19 protein-coding genes, 1 tRNA gene and 1 riboswitch are annotated in these 16,260 nt (G+C 72.4%); of the genes, 14 read left to right on the top strand and 6 right to left on the bottom strand.

Features of this window, described 5'->3' with window-relative positions; all coding sequences use genetic code 11:
* The first annotated feature begins 1 nt into the window (after window position 1).
* Both A6P39_RS08505 and A6P39_RS08500 read left to right on the top strand, forming a co-directional pair.
* Window positions 2-910 carry a sugar phosphate isomerase/epimerase family protein gene (locus A6P39_RS08505; protein ID WP_067053748.1) on the top strand — a complete coding sequence of 303 codons (909 nt, stop codon included), beginning with the start codon at window positions 2-4 and terminating at the stop codon, window positions 908-910.
* A gap of 122 nt (window positions 911-1,032) precedes the next feature.
* Window positions 1,033-1,221 (top strand): hypothetical protein, encoded by a 189-nt coding sequence (locus tag A6P39_RS08500; RefSeq protein ID WP_067053746.1) that lies wholly within the window; start codon window positions 1,033-1,035, stop codon window positions 1,219-1,221.
* Between the two features lie 86 nt (window positions 1,222-1,307).
* On the opposite strand, the gene A6P39_RS08495 is transcribed toward A6P39_RS08500, so the two are convergent.
* The 3 genes from A6P39_RS08495 to A6P39_RS08485 form a co-directional block, all read right to left on the bottom strand.
* A complete protein-coding gene (locus A6P39_RS08495) occupies window positions 1,308-2,312 on the bottom strand; it encodes a Gfo/Idh/MocA family protein (protein WP_067053744.1) in 1,005 nt (334 codons plus the stop codon).
* Window positions 2,313-2,374: 62 nt separating this feature from the next.
* Window positions 2,375-3,163 (bottom strand): SDR family oxidoreductase, encoded by a 789-nt coding sequence (locus A6P39_RS08490; protein WP_067054016.1) that lies wholly within the window; start codon window positions 3,161-3,163, stop codon window positions 2,375-2,377.
* 23 nt (window positions 3,164-3,186) lie between these two features.
* The gene (locus tag A6P39_RS08485; RefSeq protein ID WP_067053741.1) at window positions 3,187-4,353 is read right to left on the bottom strand and encodes a phytanoyl-CoA dioxygenase family protein; all 1,167 of its coding nucleotides are present in this window, start codon (window positions 4,351-4,353) and stop codon (window positions 3,187-3,189) included.
* 127 nt (window positions 4,354-4,480) lie between these two features.
* On the opposite strand from A6P39_RS08485, the gene A6P39_RS08480 reads away from it, so the two are divergent.
* Together A6P39_RS08480 and A6P39_RS08475 are read left to right on the top strand one after the other, a co-directional pair.
* The gene (locus A6P39_RS08480) at window positions 4,481-5,512 is read left to right on the top strand and encodes a LacI family DNA-binding transcriptional regulator (protein WP_067053739.1); all 1,032 of its coding nucleotides are present in this window, start codon (window positions 4,481-4,483) and stop codon (window positions 5,510-5,512) included.
* Between the two features lie 9 nt (window positions 5,513-5,521).
* Complete coding sequence (locus A6P39_RS08475; protein WP_067053737.1) at window positions 5,522-6,112, top strand: poly-gamma-glutamate hydrolase family protein; 591 nt, start codon at window positions 5,522-5,524, stop codon at window positions 6,110-6,112.
* Between the two features lie 7 nt (window positions 6,113-6,119).
* On the opposite strand, the gene A6P39_RS08470 is transcribed toward A6P39_RS08475, so the two are convergent.
* Window positions 6,120-6,464, bottom strand: a complete 345-nt coding sequence (locus A6P39_RS08470; RefSeq protein ID WP_067053735.1) for a cupin domain-containing protein — start codon at window positions 6,462-6,464, stop codon at window positions 6,120-6,122.
* A gap of 131 nt (window positions 6,465-6,595) precedes the next feature.
* Here A6P39_RS08470 and A6P39_RS08465 point away from each other — a divergent pair, with 131 nt between their 5' ends.
* Complete coding sequence (locus A6P39_RS08465; protein WP_067053733.1) at window positions 6,596-7,120, top strand: hypothetical protein; 525 nt, start codon at window positions 6,596-6,598, stop codon at window positions 7,118-7,120.
* Between the two features lie 62 nt (window positions 7,121-7,182).
* Here the strand turns inward: A6P39_RS08465 and A6P39_RS08460 are convergent, their stop codons facing one another.
* The gene (locus tag A6P39_RS08460; RefSeq protein WP_067053731.1) at window positions 7,183-7,761 is read right to left on the bottom strand and encodes a TetR/AcrR family transcriptional regulator; all 579 of its coding nucleotides are present in this window, start codon (window positions 7,759-7,761) and stop codon (window positions 7,183-7,185) included.
* A gap of 289 nt (window positions 7,762-8,050) precedes the next feature.
* On the opposite strand from A6P39_RS08460, the gene A6P39_RS08455 reads away from it, so the two are divergent.
* Entirely contained in the window at window positions 8,051-9,475 is a 1,425-nt protein-coding gene (locus A6P39_RS08455) for an MFS transporter (RefSeq protein WP_067053729.1), read from the top strand.
* Between the two features lie 47 nt (window positions 9,476-9,522).
* Window positions 9,523-9,596 (top strand) — tRNA-Pro (locus A6P39_RS08450).
* Window positions 9,597-9,653: 57 nt separating this feature from the next.
* Here A6P39_RS08450 and A6P39_RS08445 read toward each other — a convergent pair.
* Window positions 9,654-11,072: an amino acid permease gene (locus A6P39_RS08445; protein WP_067053727.1), complete on the bottom strand. Its 1,419-nt coding sequence runs from the start codon at window positions 11,070-11,072 to the stop codon at window positions 9,654-9,656.
* Window positions 11,073-11,404: 332 nt separating this feature from the next.
* On the opposite strand from A6P39_RS08445, the gene A6P39_RS08440 reads away from it, so the two are divergent.
* The 7 genes from A6P39_RS08440 (at window position 11,405) to A6P39_RS08410 (ending at window position 16,144) form a co-directional block, all read left to right on the top strand.
* A complete protein-coding gene (locus A6P39_RS08440) occupies window positions 11,405-11,527 on the top strand; it encodes a putative leader peptide (RefSeq protein ID WP_267893381.1) in 123 nt (40 codons plus the stop codon).
* A gap of 76 nt (window positions 11,528-11,603) precedes the next feature.
* Entirely contained in the window at window positions 11,604-12,488 is an 885-nt protein-coding gene (locus A6P39_RS08435) for a glutathione S-transferase C-terminal domain-containing protein (protein ID WP_067053725.1), read from the top strand.
* Window positions 12,489-12,566: 78 nt separating this feature from the next.
* Window positions 12,567-12,678, top strand: a riboswitch (SAM riboswitch).
* A 32-nt stretch (window positions 12,679-12,710) separates the two neighbouring features.
* Window positions 12,711-12,860 carry a hypothetical protein gene (locus A6P39_RS08430; protein WP_159396175.1) on the top strand — a complete coding sequence of 50 codons (150 nt, stop codon included), beginning with the start codon at window positions 12,711-12,713 and terminating at the stop codon, window positions 12,858-12,860.
* A gap of 201 nt (window positions 12,861-13,061) precedes the next feature.
* The gene (locus tag A6P39_RS08425) at window positions 13,062-14,045 is read left to right on the top strand and encodes an amino acid ABC transporter permease (RefSeq protein WP_067053723.1); all 984 of its coding nucleotides are present in this window, start codon (window positions 13,062-13,064) and stop codon (window positions 14,043-14,045) included.
* Window positions 14,042-14,833: an amino acid ABC transporter ATP-binding protein gene (locus tag A6P39_RS08420; protein WP_067053721.1), complete on the top strand. Its 792-nt coding sequence runs from the start codon at window positions 14,042-14,044 to the stop codon at window positions 14,831-14,833. Before A6P39_RS08425 ends, A6P39_RS08420 begins: the two co-directional genes overlap by 4 nt.
* Window positions 14,834-14,886: 53 nt before the next feature.
* Window positions 14,887-15,909 carry an ABC transporter substrate-binding protein gene (locus A6P39_RS08415; protein WP_067053719.1) on the top strand — a complete coding sequence of 341 codons (1,023 nt, stop codon included), beginning with the start codon at window positions 14,887-14,889 and terminating at the stop codon, window positions 15,907-15,909.
* Between the two features lie 52 nt (window positions 15,910-15,961).
* Complete coding sequence (locus tag A6P39_RS08410) at window positions 15,962-16,144, top strand: putative leader peptide (protein WP_107304494.1); 183 nt, start codon at window positions 15,962-15,964, stop codon at window positions 16,142-16,144.
* Window positions 16,145-16,260: the final 116 nt, after the last annotated feature.

The following is a 16,260-nucleotide window of genomic DNA, read 5'->3' as shown; positions in this document are numbered from 1 at the left end:
CATGGCCACTGACACCCCGCTGGACCGCATCCGGGTCGGTTCGGCCCCCGACTCCTGGGGCGTCTGGTTCCCCGACGACCCCCGGCAGGTGCCCTGGGAACGCTTCCTCGACGAGGTCGCCGAGGCCGGCTACAAGTGGATCGAACTCGGCCCCCACGGCTACCTGCCCACCGACCCGGCACGGCTCCGGGACGAGGTGGCCAGGCGGAACCTGAAGGTCTCGGCGGGCACGGTCTTCACCGGCATGCACCGGGGCCCTTCCGTCTGGGAGGAGACCTGGGCACACGTCAGCGAGGTCGCCGCGCTCACCCAGGCCATGGGCGCGCGGCACCTGGTGGTCATCCCCTCCTTCTGGCGGGACGACAAGACCGCCGAGATCCTGGAGCCGCCGGAGCTGACCGCCGAGCAGTGGGCACACCTGACCAAGGGCATGGAGCGGCTCGGCCACGAGGTCAAGGAGACCTACGGCCTCGACATCGTGGTCCACCCGCACGCCGACACCCACATCGACACCGAGGACCATGTCGAACGCTTCCTGGACTCGACCGACACCGACCTGGTCAACCTCTGCCTGGACACCGGGCACTACGCCTACTGCGGCGGGGACAGCGTCAAGCTGATCCAGACCTACGGCGAACGCATCGGCTATCTGCACCTCAAGCAGGTGGACCCGGCGATCCTGGCCGACGTACGGGCGAAGGGGACCCCCTTCGGTCCGGCCGTGGCCCAGGGGGTGATGTGCGAACCGCCGTCCGGTGTACCCGAGCTGGGGCCGGTGCTGGCGGCGGCCCAGACGCTGGGCGTCGAGCTGTTCGCGATCGTCGAGCAGGACATGTACCCGTGCGAGCCGGACAAGCCGCTGCCGATCGCGGTCCGCACCCGCAGGTTCCTGCGCTCCTGCGGGGCCTGAGCGGCCGCGTGCGTTCCTGCGTGCCCCCGGGGGGATTCGGCCGCGAGGCGGCAGGGAACCAACCGGGGGCACGCGGGCGTTGTGACGATGGCGGGGGACGCCCGCGCAGACGGGAGGACGCGATGACACGCCGTACGCAAGCACCCAGGACGTCCGAGAGCAGCGCCGAGGCGGCGCGCCGCGAGCGCTTCGGCACGCTGCCCGAGCCGATACGCGCCAAGGACATGGTGGAGACCAGGCCGGCGACCCTGCCGGACCCGGCGCGCGACCGGTACAGCGCGGACGAGTGGCTGGTGCGGTACTGCCTCTGAGCCGCACCGGCCCGAACAGCACGAAACACACGAAACAGGGGGTGCGACGGTGACCGCCGTACCCCCTGGAGCCGTACCCCGCCGGATCAGGGCTGCCGGACCTCCGCGATCGTCACCGGCCGGTGCTCGTGCAGGGACAGGGTGCAGGCCTCGGCGATCCAGCCCGCCTCCAGGGCGTCCTCGATCGTGCAGGGCGAGGGACGGGAGCCGGTCACGACCTCGGTGAACGCGGTCAGTTCGGCGCGGTAGGCGTCGGTGAAGCGGTCCATGAAGAAGTCGTGCGGGGTACCGGAGGGGAAGGTCACGCCGGGTTCGGCCGAGCGCAGCGGGAGCTTGTCGTCCAGGCCCACGGCGATGGAGTCCGTGAAGCCGTGCAGCTCCATGCGCACGTCGTAACCCCGGGCGTTGTGGCGGGAGTTGGAGACCACCGCGATCGTGCCGTCGTCCAGGGTGAGGATCGCACCGGTGGTGTCGGCGTCGCCCGCCGCCCTGATGTAGTCGGCGCCCCGGTTGCCGCCGACCGCGTACACCTCGGTGACCTCACGGCCCGTCACCCACCGGATGATGTCGAAGTCGTGCACGGAGCAGTCCCTGAAGATGCCGCCGGACGCGGCGACGTAGGCCGCCGGCGGCGGCGCCGGGTCGAGCGTCGTGGAGCGGACCGTGTGCAGGGTGCCCAGCTCGCCCGCCCGGACGGCGGCCCGGGCGGCGGTGAAGCCCGCGTCGAAGCGGCGGTTGTAGCCGATCTGGATCGGTACGCCGCTGCCCCGGACGGCCCTGAGCACCTCGACGCCCTCGCTCATCGTCCTGGCGACGGGCTTTTCGCAGAAGACCGGGACACCGGCCGCGACACCGGCCCGGATCAGGTCCGGGTGGGCGTCGGTCGCGGCCGCCACCACGATGCCGTCCACGCCGGCGGCCAGCAGCGCCTCGGGCGAGTCCACGACCTCGGCGCCGAACCGTTCGGCGGCGGCCTTGGCCGCCTCGGCGAACGGATCGGTGACGACGAGCGACTCGACGGCGTCGAGGCTGGAGAGGGTCTCGGCATGGAAGGCGCCGATGCGGCCGAGACCGAGGATTCCGATACGCATGGGTGGTGCAGCTCCTTTGGTGCGAGAGGTGCGAAGAGAGCTAGACGAGAGCTAGAAGAGAGCTAGTCGAGGCCGCCGAGCACGTTCTGGTCCCAGTCGATCACCGACCCGGTGACCACCCCGGACCGGTCGGACAGCAGGAACACCACGAAGTCCGCGATTTCGTCCGGCTGGCCGAGCTTGCCCATCGGCAGCTTGGCCGCCGCCTGCTCCCGCCAGTCGTCGCCGGCGCCGTGGAAGGCGCGCTGGGTGGCGTCCTCGCCCTCCGTCGCGCTCCAGCCGATGTTCAGGCCGTTGATCCGGATCCGGTCCCAGCGGTGGGCGTGCGCCGCGTTCCGGGTCAGGCCCGCCAGGCCCGCCTTCGCGGCGACGTACGGCGCGAGAAACGGCTGCCCGCCGTGCGCCGACGACGTGATGATGTTGACGATCGTGCCGGGCGCCTTGCGGGACACCATGTCGGCGACGGCCGCCTGCATCGCGAAGAACGGCCCCTTGAGGTTGATCGCGATGTGCTGGTCGAACAGCTCGGGGGTCGTGTCCAGCAGCGTGCCGCGGGAGGTGAGCCCCGCCGAGTTCACCAGGCAGTCGATCCGGCCCAGGGCGTCCACCACTTCGGCGACCGCCGCCCCGGCCTGCTCGGCGTCCGCCAGATCGGCGCGCACGAACAGCGCCTTGCCGCCCGCCGACGCCAGCTCGGCCACCAGCGCCTCACCCGGTTCCGTGCGCCGGCCCGTGACCGCCACCACGGCACCCTCGCGGACGGCGGCCCGCGCGATCGCGGCCCCCACGCCCTGGCTGCCGCCGTTGACGAGCACCACCTTGCCGTCGAGGAGTCTTCCGGAAAGTCCCATGCCCATGCGCCCTTTCAGTCCCTTCAGCTCTCGCACCGTTCGACGCCCGACCGCAGCCGGGTGCGCAGCCGCTCCGGCTCCCATCCCTCGCGCACGGCCCGCCGTACCAGGTCCGCCTGCGAGGGCGGGGCCAGACCGTCGACCGGCGGGTCGCTGTCGAGGTTGGCCGGGAAGGGGTAGCCCTCCGCGCTCGCCGCGATCACGTTCTCCAGCCAGGCCTCGCCCGCGCCGTCGGCCGCGCGCCGCAACAGCACCGGGAACACCGCGTTCGCCACCGCCTCCCGGTCCACCGTCTCCATGGCCCGCCCGAACGCGGACGAGACCTGGAGCAGATTGGCGGCCCGGCGCACGTCCGCGGTGCGGTTGGCACCGGCGGCGTGGAACAGCGCGGGGTTGAAGAAGACCGCGTCGCCCTTGGCGAGCGGCAGCTGGACGTGGTGCTCCTCGAAGTACGCCTGGAACTGCGGCAGTCGCCAGGCCAGATAGCCCGGCTCGTACAGCTGGGAGTACGGCAGATAGAGCGTCGCGCCCGACTCCACGGGCATGTCGCAGTGGGCGACCGCGCCCTGCAGCGTGAGCACGGGGGAGAGCCGGTGCACATGGGCGGGATAGGCGGCCGCCGCCGCGTTGCCGAGAAAGCCGAGGTGGTAGTCCCGGTGCACGGTCTGGCCGGCGCCGCCCGGGTTGACCACGTTGACCTGTGAGGTCACCTGGTAGCCGGGGCCCAGCCAGGCCGCTGAGACCAGGGCCAGGACGTCATTGGCGTAGTAGTCGGCGAACGCCTCCGGGTCGTACAGGGCAGCCTTCTCCAGCGCGTTCCACACCCGGTCGTTGGCGCCCGGCTTCGCGAAGTGGTCGCCGGCACCGGCGCCGAGGGCGCGCTGCTCGGCGATGAGCGCATCGAAGACGGCGGTGAGCCGGTCCACGACCGCCGGGTCCGCGAACGCCCCCTGTACGACGACGATCCCGGGGCCGTCGGCGAGCGCCCGCACCAGCTCGGCCCGCAGCGGGCCGCGGTCGCCGGCCGTGCGCAGCTGCCCGGCGTCGTAGAGCAGGACGCCGTCGCGCACGGACGCGGCGTGCGGGTAGTCGGCGAGGCGGGTGGTCCGGCCGGTCAGGGCCCGGAAGGCGTCGAGGTCGCAGTCCTGCTCGGACAGCCAGGTGCGGCCTGGTGCGGAGGCGACGGACATCGGTCTCCTCTTTTCGGGTGATGAGGGCATTCGGCCACGAGGAGGGCACGGCCCTGTCATTCTTGTCAGTACAAACCCCTCGAACAACCAGCACTCAGCCATCAAAAACCCCTCAAGGAGCCGGACCATGGGCCATCCGTTCCCGATCCGGGAAATCGCACGTCAGGCGGGTCTCAGCGAGGCGACCGTGGACCGCGTGCTGAACGGCAGGGGAGGGGTGCGGGAGAGCACCGCGCAGGAGGTGCACCGGGCCATCGCCGACCTGGACCGGCAGCGCACCCAGGTCCGGCTGGTCGGCCGTACCTTCATGGTCGACATCGTGGTGCAGGCGCCCGAGCGGTTCTCGACCGCCGTCCGCTCCGCCCTGGAGGCCGAACTGCCGTCCCTGCACCCGGCGGTGGTCCGCTCCCGCTTCCACTTCCGCGAGACCGGCCCGGCCGCCGAGCTGGTGGCGACGCTGGACCGGATCGCCCGGCGCGGCTCGCAGGGCGTGATCCTCAAGGCGCCGGACGTCCCGGAGGTCACCGCGGCCGTGGGCCGGCTCACCGCGGCCGGCATCCCCGTCGTCACCCTGGTCACCGACCTGCCCGCCAGCGGCCGGCTCGGCTACGTCGGCAGCGACAACCGGGCCGCGGGCGCCACCGCCGCCTACCTGATGGGCCAGTGGCTCGGTGACCGGCCCGGCAATGTCCTCACCAGCCTCAGCAGCGGCTTCTTCCGCAACGAGGAGGAGCGCGAGATGGGCTTTCGCAGCGTGATGCGGGCCCGGTGCCCGGAGCGGACGCTCCTGGAGATCGCCGAAGGACAGGGCCTGGACGCCACGCAGTACGACCTCGTCCGCGCCGCCCTGGAACGCGACCCGGACATCCGCGCGGTGTACTCCATCGGGGGCGGCAACAACGCCACCCTGCGGGCCTTCGCCGACCTCGGCCGTGACTGCGCGGTGTTCATCGCCCACGACCTCGACCACGAGAACTCCCGCCTGCTGCGCGAACACCGGCTCTCCGCCGTGCTCCACCACGATCTGCGGCACGACATGCGCGAGGCCTGCCGTCTGGTGATGCGCGCCCACGGCGCGCTGCCCCCGGCCGGGCCCGTGCTGCCGTACGCGATCCAGGTCGTCACGCCGTACAACATGCCCGCGCGGCCGGGCGAGTGAGGGGACCTCATGGGGCACACCGAACACGTGGAGATCGAGGGCGTCCCCCTGCTCGCGACGCTCGAACCGGGCGGCGGCGTCGGGTTGCTCGCGTTGCACGCCGGCACCGAGGGGGGCACGGCCCAGCTCGCCGAGGCGGTCGCGCGGCGCTGCGGTGCCACCAGCCTCGTCTTCACCCAGCCGGGGACCTCTGAGCCCGTGCACATCCCGTCCCCGCGCATGGCCGTCGACCACTGCGCGCTGCTGCGCGAGTTCCGCTCCCGCGTGTCACTCACGGTCTCCCTGCACGGGCACATGCGGCGCCAGGCCCGGCACACCCTCTTCCTCGGTGGCGCCAACCGCGCGGCGTCGCTCGTCCTGGCACGGGAACTGGACGTCCTCGCGCCGCGGTTCCGGATCGTGACGGACCTGGAGGAGATCCCGGCCGGCCTGCGCGGACTGCATCCCAGGAACCCGGTCAACCTGACCCGGCTGGCGGGAGTCCAGGTGGAACTGCCGCTCACGGCCCGCACCACGGGCCGCACGGATGTCCCGCCGCGGCCCGTGGTCGAGGCGTTCGTCGCCGGAGTGGGCCGGCTCGCCCGGTCGCTCAGAGACTGATCGTCGCTCAGAGACTGATCGCGTACGCCTTGCGCAGCGTCTCGTGCACCGTCCACGTCGTACGGTCGCCCGCGCGCAGCACCCCCATGTCGCCCGGGCCCACTGTCAGCGTGGGCCCGCCCTCGACCTCGATCGTCGCCGACCCGCTGATCACCACGAACAGTTCGTCGGCCTCCGTGTCGGTCACCACGCCCGGGGTGATCTGCCAGATCCCGCGGATCTGCCTGCCGTCCGGCGACTCCCAGAGCACCTTTGCGGTGACCTCCGGGTTCCCGGCGACGATCTGCGCGGGGTCGAGGGGATCGGATTCGAGGTCGGCGTCCGGGATGTGGAGCGCGAAGCTGTGCGTCATGGGGCCGACCCTAGCCAGCGCGCCGGGCGCACCGCGGCCGACAGGGTGTGGGGCATCGGGGGCGGCCGCGGGACACTTCGTCGGGGCGTCTGCGCTGGCGGCCGGGGCGGGCCCGGGGGACCGTGGGGAGCATGGCCGACTCCACGGCGGGCGGCGCCGGCCCCGGCGCGCCGCACCGGCAGCACGCCACACGCGAGGCCGTCCTCTTCGGCGGGGTCTACGGCGCCGTCCTCGCCAGCTCGATGGTCGCCGCGCTCTCCCAGTACGGCCGCACGACCCCCGCCGGCCGTCGCTACGACGCCGCCTGGCTGCTGGTGACCGCGTTCGCCTCCGCCCTGGCCCACGGCTACGCCCACTGCATCGCCGAACGGGCCCCGCACCGCCGCTGGGACGTCCTGCGCACCCTGCGCGACGAGTGGCCGCTGGTCACGGCCGTGCTGCCGACGGTCCTCATCCTCGCGGGCGCGGGCTGGGGCTGGTGGCCCGCGAAGGGCCTGGAGTACCCGGCCTTCACCCTCAACATCGCCATCCTCTTCGGCCTCGGCCTGACCACGGCCCGCTGGTCGGCCCGCAGCTGGCCGGTCGCGGTCTTCACGGGCGCCGGGGACGCGCTGCTCGGGTTGATCGTGGTGGTGGCGAACGCGGTGATCAAGTGACGCGCCGGCCGAGCGGAACGCGGTGATCGCGCAAGCCGGTGATCACGTGGGGCGCGGCCGGGTCAGCGCCCGGTGCGGACCCCGTCCAGGGCGATCGCCAGGACCCGGTCGCGCTGGGCGTCGTCGTCGAACGTGGTGGCGGTGATCCCGGCGACCATCCGCAGCAGATCGGCGAAGTCCATGTCCGCCCGCGCCACGCCCGCCCGCTGCGCGCGCTCCAGCAGCGGGCCCCCGGCGGAGTACATCGAATCGCGGCAGGACTGGAAGATCTCCGACTCGTCGTTGAGCGCCTCGCGCACCGCGCGCTTGGTGACCATGTACCCGGCGAACCGGTCCAGCCAGGCCGTGAGCGCCTCCCACGGCTCCCGGTCCGCGACGTCCACCGCCGCCTCGCACAGGGCGTTCACCTCGTCCGCGTAGACGCTCTCGAAGAGGTCGCGGCGGGTGGGGAAGTTCCGGTACAGCGTGCCGATGCCGACGCCCGCGCGGCGCGCGACGTCCTCCAGCGAGGCGTCCGAGCCGTGCTCGGCGAACGCCTCGCGGGCGGCGACGAGCAGGGCGTCGTAGTTGCGGGCGGCGTCCTTGCGGCGCGGCCGGCGGGCCGCCACGATCTCGCCGACGGGGAAGGGCGTGGCCGTCACTGCTGCCTCCTGGGGGCTCGGACAATCCGGAGGGTCGCCTCCGTATCTTGAACCGGAGGAATGCCTCCGTTAGAGTGGAGGGGTGCCTCCACTTTAGCAGTGCGGGGGCGGCACCGCCGTGGCCGGACGCGTCCACACGGCCACACGGCCACGCGGCCAGACGTCCGTGCGTCCGCCGCCCGCCCCGCACCGCCCCGCCGACGGGCCGTACCCACCCGTACCCACCCGTACCCACCTGTCCCCCTGACATCCGACGTTCCTTGTCCCGGACCTCCGGAGAGGCTCCTTCATGCCCCGCACGTCCACCCGCCTCACCTTCGCCGTCCTTGCGACCGGTGCGGGCGTGTTCTCCATGCTCCAGTCGCTGATCGCGCCGGCCCTGCCGACCGTCCAGCACGCCCTGCACACCTCCCAGTCGACCGCGACCTGGGTGATGACGGCCTATCTGCTGTCCGCCTCGGTCTTCACGCCGATCCTCGGCCGGGCCGGCGACCTCGTGGGCAAGAAGCGCACGCTCGTCGCCGTCCTGCTCGCCGTCCTCGCCGGCTGCCTCATCGCCGCGCTCGCCCCGGACATCGGCGTCCTCATCGTCGCCCGGGTCGTCCAGGGCGTCGGCGGTGCCCTCTTCCCGCTGTCCTTCGGCGTCATCCGGGACGAGTTCGCCCCGGCCGAGGTGAGCGGCAGCATCAGCAACCTCTCCGCGGTGATCGCCGCGGGCGGCGGGGTCGGCATGGTGGCCGCCGGGCCGATCGTCTCCGCGCTCGACTACCGCTGGCTCTTCTGGATCCCCGTCGCCATCGTCGCCGCGACCGTCCTGATCGCCGTGCGCTACGTTCCCGAATCCCCCAAGCGGGCGCAGGGTACGGTGAGTTGGTCCGGTGCCGCGCTGCTCTCCGGCTGGCTGGTGGCCCTGCTGCTGCCGCTGAGCCAGGCCGGGCAGTGGGGGTGGGGCTCGCCGAAGGTGCTCGGCCTGTTCGCCGCCGCCGTCGTACTGTTCGCCGTCTGGCTGACCGCCGAGGCCCGCTCCCGCAGCCCGCTGATCGACCTGCGTGTGATGCGGCTGCCCGTGGTGTGGACGACCAACGCCGCCGCGCTGCTCTTCGGCGCCGGCATGTACGCGATCTGGTCCTTCCTGCCCGGCTTCGTCCAGACACCGCCCGTGGCCGGATACGGCTTCGGCGCGAGCGTCACCGCCTCCGGCCTGCTCATGCTGCCGATGCTGCTCGCGATGTTCCTCTCCGGCGTCCTGTCCGGCCGCCTCGAGCCCCGCGTCGGCGCCAAGGCCCTGCTCGCCACCGGTGCCGCGCTCGGCGCGCTGGCCTGCGCGTTCCTCACCCTCTGGCACGACGCCCAGTGGCAGATCGTCGTGGTCGCGGGGCTCTTCGGCCTCGGCATCGGACTCGCCTTCGCCGCCATGGCCAACCTGATCGTCGGCAGCGTCCCGCCCGAGCAGACCGGCGCCGCGACCGGCATGAACGCCAACATCCGCACCATCGGCGGCTCGATCGGCGCCGCGCTCACCGGCGTCCTGGTCACCGGCCGCCTCCAGCCCTCCGGGCTGCCCTACGCCTCCGGCTACACCCACGGCTGGACCCTGCTCGCCCTCCTGTGCCTGGCCGCGGCCGGCGCCGCCCTCCTGGTCCCGGCCCGCCGGCCGGCCCCCACGGCCCCCGCCACGGCGGGTACGACACGGGCACCGGCCCAGGTGCGGTAGGGTTGACCTGCGTGATCACACGGGGGACACCCCGGGTGGGACCGCAACGGGACGTGGCGCAGCTTGGTAGCGCACTTGACTGGGGGTCAAGGGGTCGCAGGTTCAAATCCTGTCGTCCCGACGTTGCGAGAACGCGCGAAAGGCGCCGTACCGGATCGCTCCGGTACGGCGCCTTTCGTCATGCCTGCTGTCGGCGCGCCGCCATCACCGCGTACACGAGAACCCCTGCGAACAGGAACAGCACGCCCTGGTACACCGCCGCGTATCCGGCCCCGGCCATCAGCCACAGGGAGAAGCCGGCCGCCACCGCGGTGATCACCATGTCCCGTGCCAGCCGGGCGCGGTCCACCGACTCGCGGCGGCCGGAGATCAGGTGGAAGAGCTGGGCGGCGGTCGCGAGGAGGTACGGCACGGTCGCGGTGAACGTGGTGATGAGGACCAGGACCTCGAAGACCTTCCCCGAGCCCGACACGTAGTTGTAGGCGGTGAGCAGGGAGGCGAGGACGACCGTGACGGCGACGCCGACGGTCGGCACACCCCGGCGGCGCCGTGCGAAGGCCGCCGGGAACAGGCCGTCCTTGGCCGCGGCGTACGGGGTCTGGGCGCTCAGCAGTGTCCAGCCGTTGAGGCACCCGGTCATCGACACCACCGCCGCCAGCGCCACGGCCGTACCGCCCCAGCCGCCGCCGAACATCGCGTTCACGGCGTCCGAGAACGGCGCGGTGGAGTGCACCAGACGGTCGTGCGGGACCGTGCCGAAGACGGCCAGGGTGCCCAGCAGATACACCAGCGCGGCGCCCGTGGTGCCGATGACACTGGCGCGCCCCACGTTGCGGCGGGCGTCCTCGACCTCACCCGCGCTGACGGCGGCGGACTCCACCCCGAGGTAGGAGAACAGCAGCAGGGCAGCGGAGGCGGACACCGCGCCGACCGGCCCGTGACCGCTCGAATTGAACGGCCCGAGCCGCGCCGGGTCGAAGAAGAACAGCCCGCCGACCGCGACGAGCAGCAGCGGCACGAACTTCAGCACCGTGGACACGAGTTGTACGGCGCCCACGTACCGGGTGCCGGCGAAGTTGGCGACGGCGGGCAGCCACAGCAGGACCAGGGCGGTCAGGCACGCGGACCAGGGGTGGCCGCCCACCGGTATCACCACGTCGAGGTAGCCGACCGCGGCCACGGCGAGCGCGGCGTTCGAGACCCAGCCGGTGATCCAGTACGACCAGGCGGTCAGGAAGCCGGCGAAGTCACCGAAGGCCTCGCGGGCGTAGACGTACGGCCCGCCGGTGCGCGGATCGCGTGCGGCGAGCCGGCCGAAGACCAGGGCCAGGGCGATGGCGGCGACGGTCAGCACGCCGAAGGCGACCAGGCTGACCGTGCCGTAGGGGGCGATGGAGGCGGGCAGCGTGAAGATGCCGCCGCCGATGATGTTGCCCATGACCAGCGCGGTGGCGACGGGCAGGCCGAAGCGCCGGGCATGCTTGCTGCCGCCGGGGGAGTCCGTCACGTTCGGGGTGTCGTGAGGGACCTGGGCGGGCACCGCGAGGGTCTCCGAGGGGACCGGAGCCGGTTGCGGGGCGGTTCCGGTGGTGTCCATGAGGGGTCCGCCTCTCCAATCACACAGATGTCCCGGGATCGCCGGGACGCCAGTCATGGTCGGGGAAGTCTCCGCCCACCGCAAAATCGCCGGATCTTGTGTGGTTCAGGGTGGCTGCCCGCGTAAAAAGTGCATCAGCAGGACGTCCGCGCCGCGATATGTCCTGTGGCGCGGCCGGGGGTGCTCCTCCGGCGCGGCGGGTGCGTACTCGACGGCCTCCGGCTCCCTACCGGCCCCTCCGCCCGGAGTCCCGGGCGTGGACGCCCCCTTGACGTCGTACGACGCCGCATCGACACTCCAGGGAGGGAATCCTAGTGAACAGGTAGGGAATCATGCCGCGCCTCGAGACGGTCACCGGCCCAGCGGGCCGCTCACCGTTGCGCGCACCCCTGCTCACCTCCCGTCTGCACATCGACCTGCTGCGCGTCTGCAGCGCGATCAGCCAGCACCGCTGAGCCGGGCCCGCGCGCCCACCGGCCGACGACGTCCGTCGGCGCGCCCCTGACGCACGCCCACCATCCGGGGAGACGCATGTCCATCACTCCGCTCGCCACCGTCCCGTCCGTCCACCGGTCCGGCCCCGTCTTCCGGGGCCGGATCGGCCAGGACGCGCGCAGCGGCCACTACGCAGTGCCCCACCGCTACCGGCTGCACCTGTCGACCGCCTGTCCCGACGGGCTGCGCCTCGCCGTCGGGCACAGCCTCCTCGGCCTCGACGACAGCTGTCCGGTCACCCTGCTGCCCGCCGTCCCGGACTGTGCCGGCGGCGGCCACGCCGTGCTGCGCCCGCTGTACGAGGCGAGCGCCCACCACTACACCGGCCCGGCCCTCGCACCCGTGCTCAGCGACGACTGGTCCGGACGCATCGTCAGCACCCGGGCCCGCGACATCCTGCGCGACCTCGACCGCTTCCCGCACGGGGACGGCACCGCGCTGTACCCGAGCGGCCAGGGGTCCGTGATCGAGGCCGTCGAGGCGATGTGCGACGTGATCGAGGAGGCCGCGCAGTGCGCCGGACGGGCGGGCACCGGAGCGGACGGGCACTCCGCCGCCCTCGACGCGCTGTTCGACACGCTGGGCCGGCTGGAGAACCGGCTCACGGGGGAGGAGTACCTGGTCGACGACCGGCTCACCGCCGCCGACGTCGAACTGTGGGTGACCCTCGTGCAGTTGGACACCGTCCACCGCTGCCACCTCGACGCCCGCGCCGTGCACCGCATCGCCGGCCACCGCGCGCTGTGGGCCTACGCCGGCCGGCTGGCCGCGCACCCCGCCTTCGGCCGGCACCTCGACCTCGAGGGCATCTCCCGCCGCCACCACGGCCGTTGCCAGGGCCTGGAGGCCGCCGGAGCCGCTGTCCAGATCCTGGACTGGGCAGGTCACGCCGCCGACAGCGAGGACGCTTCCCGCAGGTGACAGCGGACCGGGAACGCCCACCAGGCGGACAGCCGTTGACAGAGGACGCGGCGACTGCCTTAACCTACGGCTCAGAACGGTCATGAGCGTCAGCGCCAAGCCCTGGCTCGCTGACCGGCAACCCTCGCATCGCGGTGGGGTGCCCCAGGTGACGACCGGACCGGAATGACGTTTTCGGTAAGCGCGAGGGCCCCACGGGGCCGGACAGTGACAGGTGACACCATGGGCGCAGCTCTCCGGACGGCCACAAGCCGCCCCCAGGGCTGCGTGCCGTCGTACGCCGGGCTCCTCGTCGCCGACCGCGCCGTCGACCTGCTCCGGGTCAACAGCGCACTGTGTACCGCGCCGGGCACTGCCCGCCGCCAGGGCTGACGCCCCTTCCCAGCCCCGTATTCCCGACATACACCGCCCCGGCGCTGTGCCGTTGCCGCACACCGTCCCCGTGGTGTGCCGTTGTCCGCCCAGCCCCCCGGATCCCGCGCGCTGCCGCGGGCCGCCCTGTGCCGTAGCGCCGTCGCGGTCCGTGCCCGTCCGCCGCCCGGGCCGGGGCGCCGACCCGAGCCGGAGCCCGTCATGAGTGAACCCCCAGGCACCGCCGTCTTTCTCGCCGAGGCGCCGCCGCCTGCTGACGTACCCTCAAAGTCCTTCCATGCCCAGCGCGTTCAGCCGCTGCGCCGGCCCGGCCGGTGGGTGGCCACCGCCGTCGCCCTCGTGCTCGTCGCCCAGATCGCGCACGGACTGGCCACGAACCCGTTCTACCAGTGGGACCGCTTCCGCTACTGGTTCCTGCGCCCCAGCATCCTCGACGGGCTCCTCGTCACCCTCGAAGTCGCCGCCCTCAGCGCCGTGTCCGGTCTCCTCGGCGGCATCCTGCTGGCCCTCGGACGGCAGTCCGGCAGCCCGGTGCTGCGCGCCGTGAGCTGGACCTACACCTGGCTGTTCCGCTCCGTGCCGCTGATCGTCGTCCTGATCTTCCTGTACAACTTCTCCGCCCTGTACAAGACGGTGAGCCTCGGCATCCCGTTCGGCCCCGCCTTCGTCACCTTCGACGAGTCGAAGCTCGCCACCGACATGACGGTCGCCGTGGTCGGACTCAGCCTCAACGAGGCGGCGTACGCGGCGGAAGTCGTGCGCGGCGGCATCCTCGCCGTCGACCAGGGCCAGCACGAGGCGGCGGCCGCGCTCGGCCTGCCCAGGGGCTACCAGTTCACCCGGATCGTCTTCCCGCAGGCACTCAGGTCCATCACACCGAACTACGTCAACCAGCTCATCGGCCTGGTCAAGAGCACCTCGCTGGTCTTCTACGTCTCGCTGCTCGACCTGTTCGGCTCCGTGCAGACCATGGGCAGCACCTACCCCGGCGACATCGTCCCGCTGCTGCTCGTCGCCACTGTCTGGTACCTGATCCTCACCAGCGCCGTGTCCGTCGTCCAGTTCTACGTCGAGCGGTACTTCGCCCGCGGCGCCACCCGCGCGCTGCCGCCGACCCCGCTGCAGAAGGCGCGGGCGGCCCTCACCGGATTCCGGGCCCGGCTGCGCAGGGAGGCCGCCGTATGACCGTCACCGGCACCCCGCACACCGCCCCGGCCGCGCTGGAGGTGCACGGCGTCCACAAGTGGTACGGCACCCATCGCGTGCTGGACGGCATCGACCTCACGGTGCGCCCCGGCGAGGTCACCGTCGTCATCGGCCCTTCCGGCTCCGGCAAGTCCACCCTGCTGCGGGTCGTCAACCACCTGGAGAAGCCCGAGATCGGCCATGTCAGCGTCGGTGGCGAACTGATCGGCGTCAAGCGCGGCAGCGGCGGCCGGCTCAAGGAGCTGAGCGAGCGGGCCATCCTCGCCCAGCGCGGCCGGATCGGGTTCGTCTTCCAGAACTTCAACCTCTTCCCGCATCTGACCGTCCTCGACAACGTCGCCGCGGCTCCCGTCGCCACCGGCCGCCTCGACAGGGCCGCGGCCCGCGAGCGTGCCCGGGACCTGCTCACCCGGGTCGGCCTCGGGGACCGCACCGGCGCCTATCCGCGCCAGTTGTCGGGCGGACAGCAGCAGCGCGTCGCCATCGCCCGCGCCCTGGCGCTGCGCCCCGGCATCATCCTGTTCGACGAGCCCACCTCCGCGCTCGACCCCGAAACGGTCGGCGAGGTCCTCTCCGTCATCAAGGACCTCGCCACCAGCGGCACCACCCTCGTCATCGTCACCCACGAGATCGGCTTCGCCCGCGAGGTCGCCGACCGGATCGTCTTCCTCGACGGCGGCCGGATCGTCGAACAGGGCCCGCCCGGGGACGTCCTGGACCGGCCCCGGCACGAACGCACCCGGGACTTCCTCGCCAGGGTCCTGTGACGTCCCTCCCCAGCCACCACCCCCTCCGCCCGCACCGAACGACAAGGACAGCCATGCGCAGCCACCTCCTCCGACGCAGCCTGACACGCGGCATCACCGCGGCGACCGCAGTCGCCACCCTCGCCACCGGGCTCGCCGCCTGCGGTGGCAACAGCGACGCGGCGACCAACGACAGCCCCAGGCCCGGCGAGGTCGTCATCGGGCAGGTCTCCAACGGCGCCGCCAGGCAGACGACCGTCAAGGTGTCCGAGGTGAAGTCCATCAGCGCCGAACTGCCCGCCTCCCTGCGCAGGAGCGGAAAGCTCGTCATCGGCGAGGGCGCACTGCCGGCCGGATTCCCGCCGCTGGCATACGTGGGCAGCGACCAGAAGACCCTCACCGGATCCGAACCCGACCTCGGCCGCCTGGTCGCCGCCGTGCTCGGACTCAAGCCCGAGCTGCGGAACTTCACCTGGGAGAACCTCTTCGTCGGTGTCGACAGCGGCAAGGTCGACGTCGCCTTCTCCAACGTCACCGACACCGAGGAACGCAAGAAGAAGTACGAGTTCGCCTCCTACCGCCAGGACAACCTCGCCTTCGAGGTGCCGAAGAAGAGCACCTGGAACTTCGGCGGCAACTACGAGAACCTCGCGGGCCGGACCGTCTCCGTCAGCTCCGGCACCAACCAGGAGCGGATCCTCCTGGAGTGGAAGGCCAAGCTGGCCAAGGAGGGCAAGAAGCTCACCGTCAAGTACTTCCAGGACCACAACAGCACCTACCTGGCCCTGGCCAGCGGCAAGATCGACGCCTACTTCGGACCCAACCCCGGTATCGCTTACCACGTCACCCAGGTCGCGAACACGCCCAATGCCACCCGCAACGCAGGCAAGTTCTCCGGCGCGGGCGCGAGCCTGCAGGGCCTGATCGCCGCCACCGCGAGGAAGGACAGCGGCCTCGCCAAGCCGCTCGCCGACGCGATCAATTACCTGATCAGGAACGGCCAGTACGCTGCCTGGCTGAAGGCCTACAACCTCTCCAACGAAGCCGTGGCCAAGTCCGAGGTCAACCCGCCCGGCCTGCCGCTCGACAACTCCTGAAACACCCCGGCCCGCCCCGCGGTGCGGGAACAACCGGAGCCGGCGGCGCGTTGTGAGTCATGACGAGATCCGCGAGGCGGCCGCTCACCCGGCCCGCCCCGCCCGACGGACGGAGGTGACGGCCGTGCCCCGCGCACTCCCGCAGCACGCCCCGCGCCCGTACCGCTCCGCCTGGCTGACATCCCGGCCGCACATAGACCTCCAGCGCGTGTCCGCCGCACTCTGTCGCCGCTGACGTCTCTCCCCGGCCGTCCGGACCCGGTCACCTGAACCCTGTCACCTCGACCCGGTCGCCCGGGCCCGGGTCTCCTCCCGCCGCGCCCGCCCCCGCCGACACCCCTGTCCGGGCGA

Source organism: Streptomyces sp. FXJ1.172, assembly GCF_001636945.3.
Classification (GTDB): domain Bacteria; phylum Actinomycetota; class Actinomycetes; order Streptomycetales; family Streptomycetaceae; genus Streptomyces.
The sequence above is the reverse complement of the archived record's forward strand: the minus strand, read 5'-3'. Positions and strand labels throughout refer to the sequence as shown.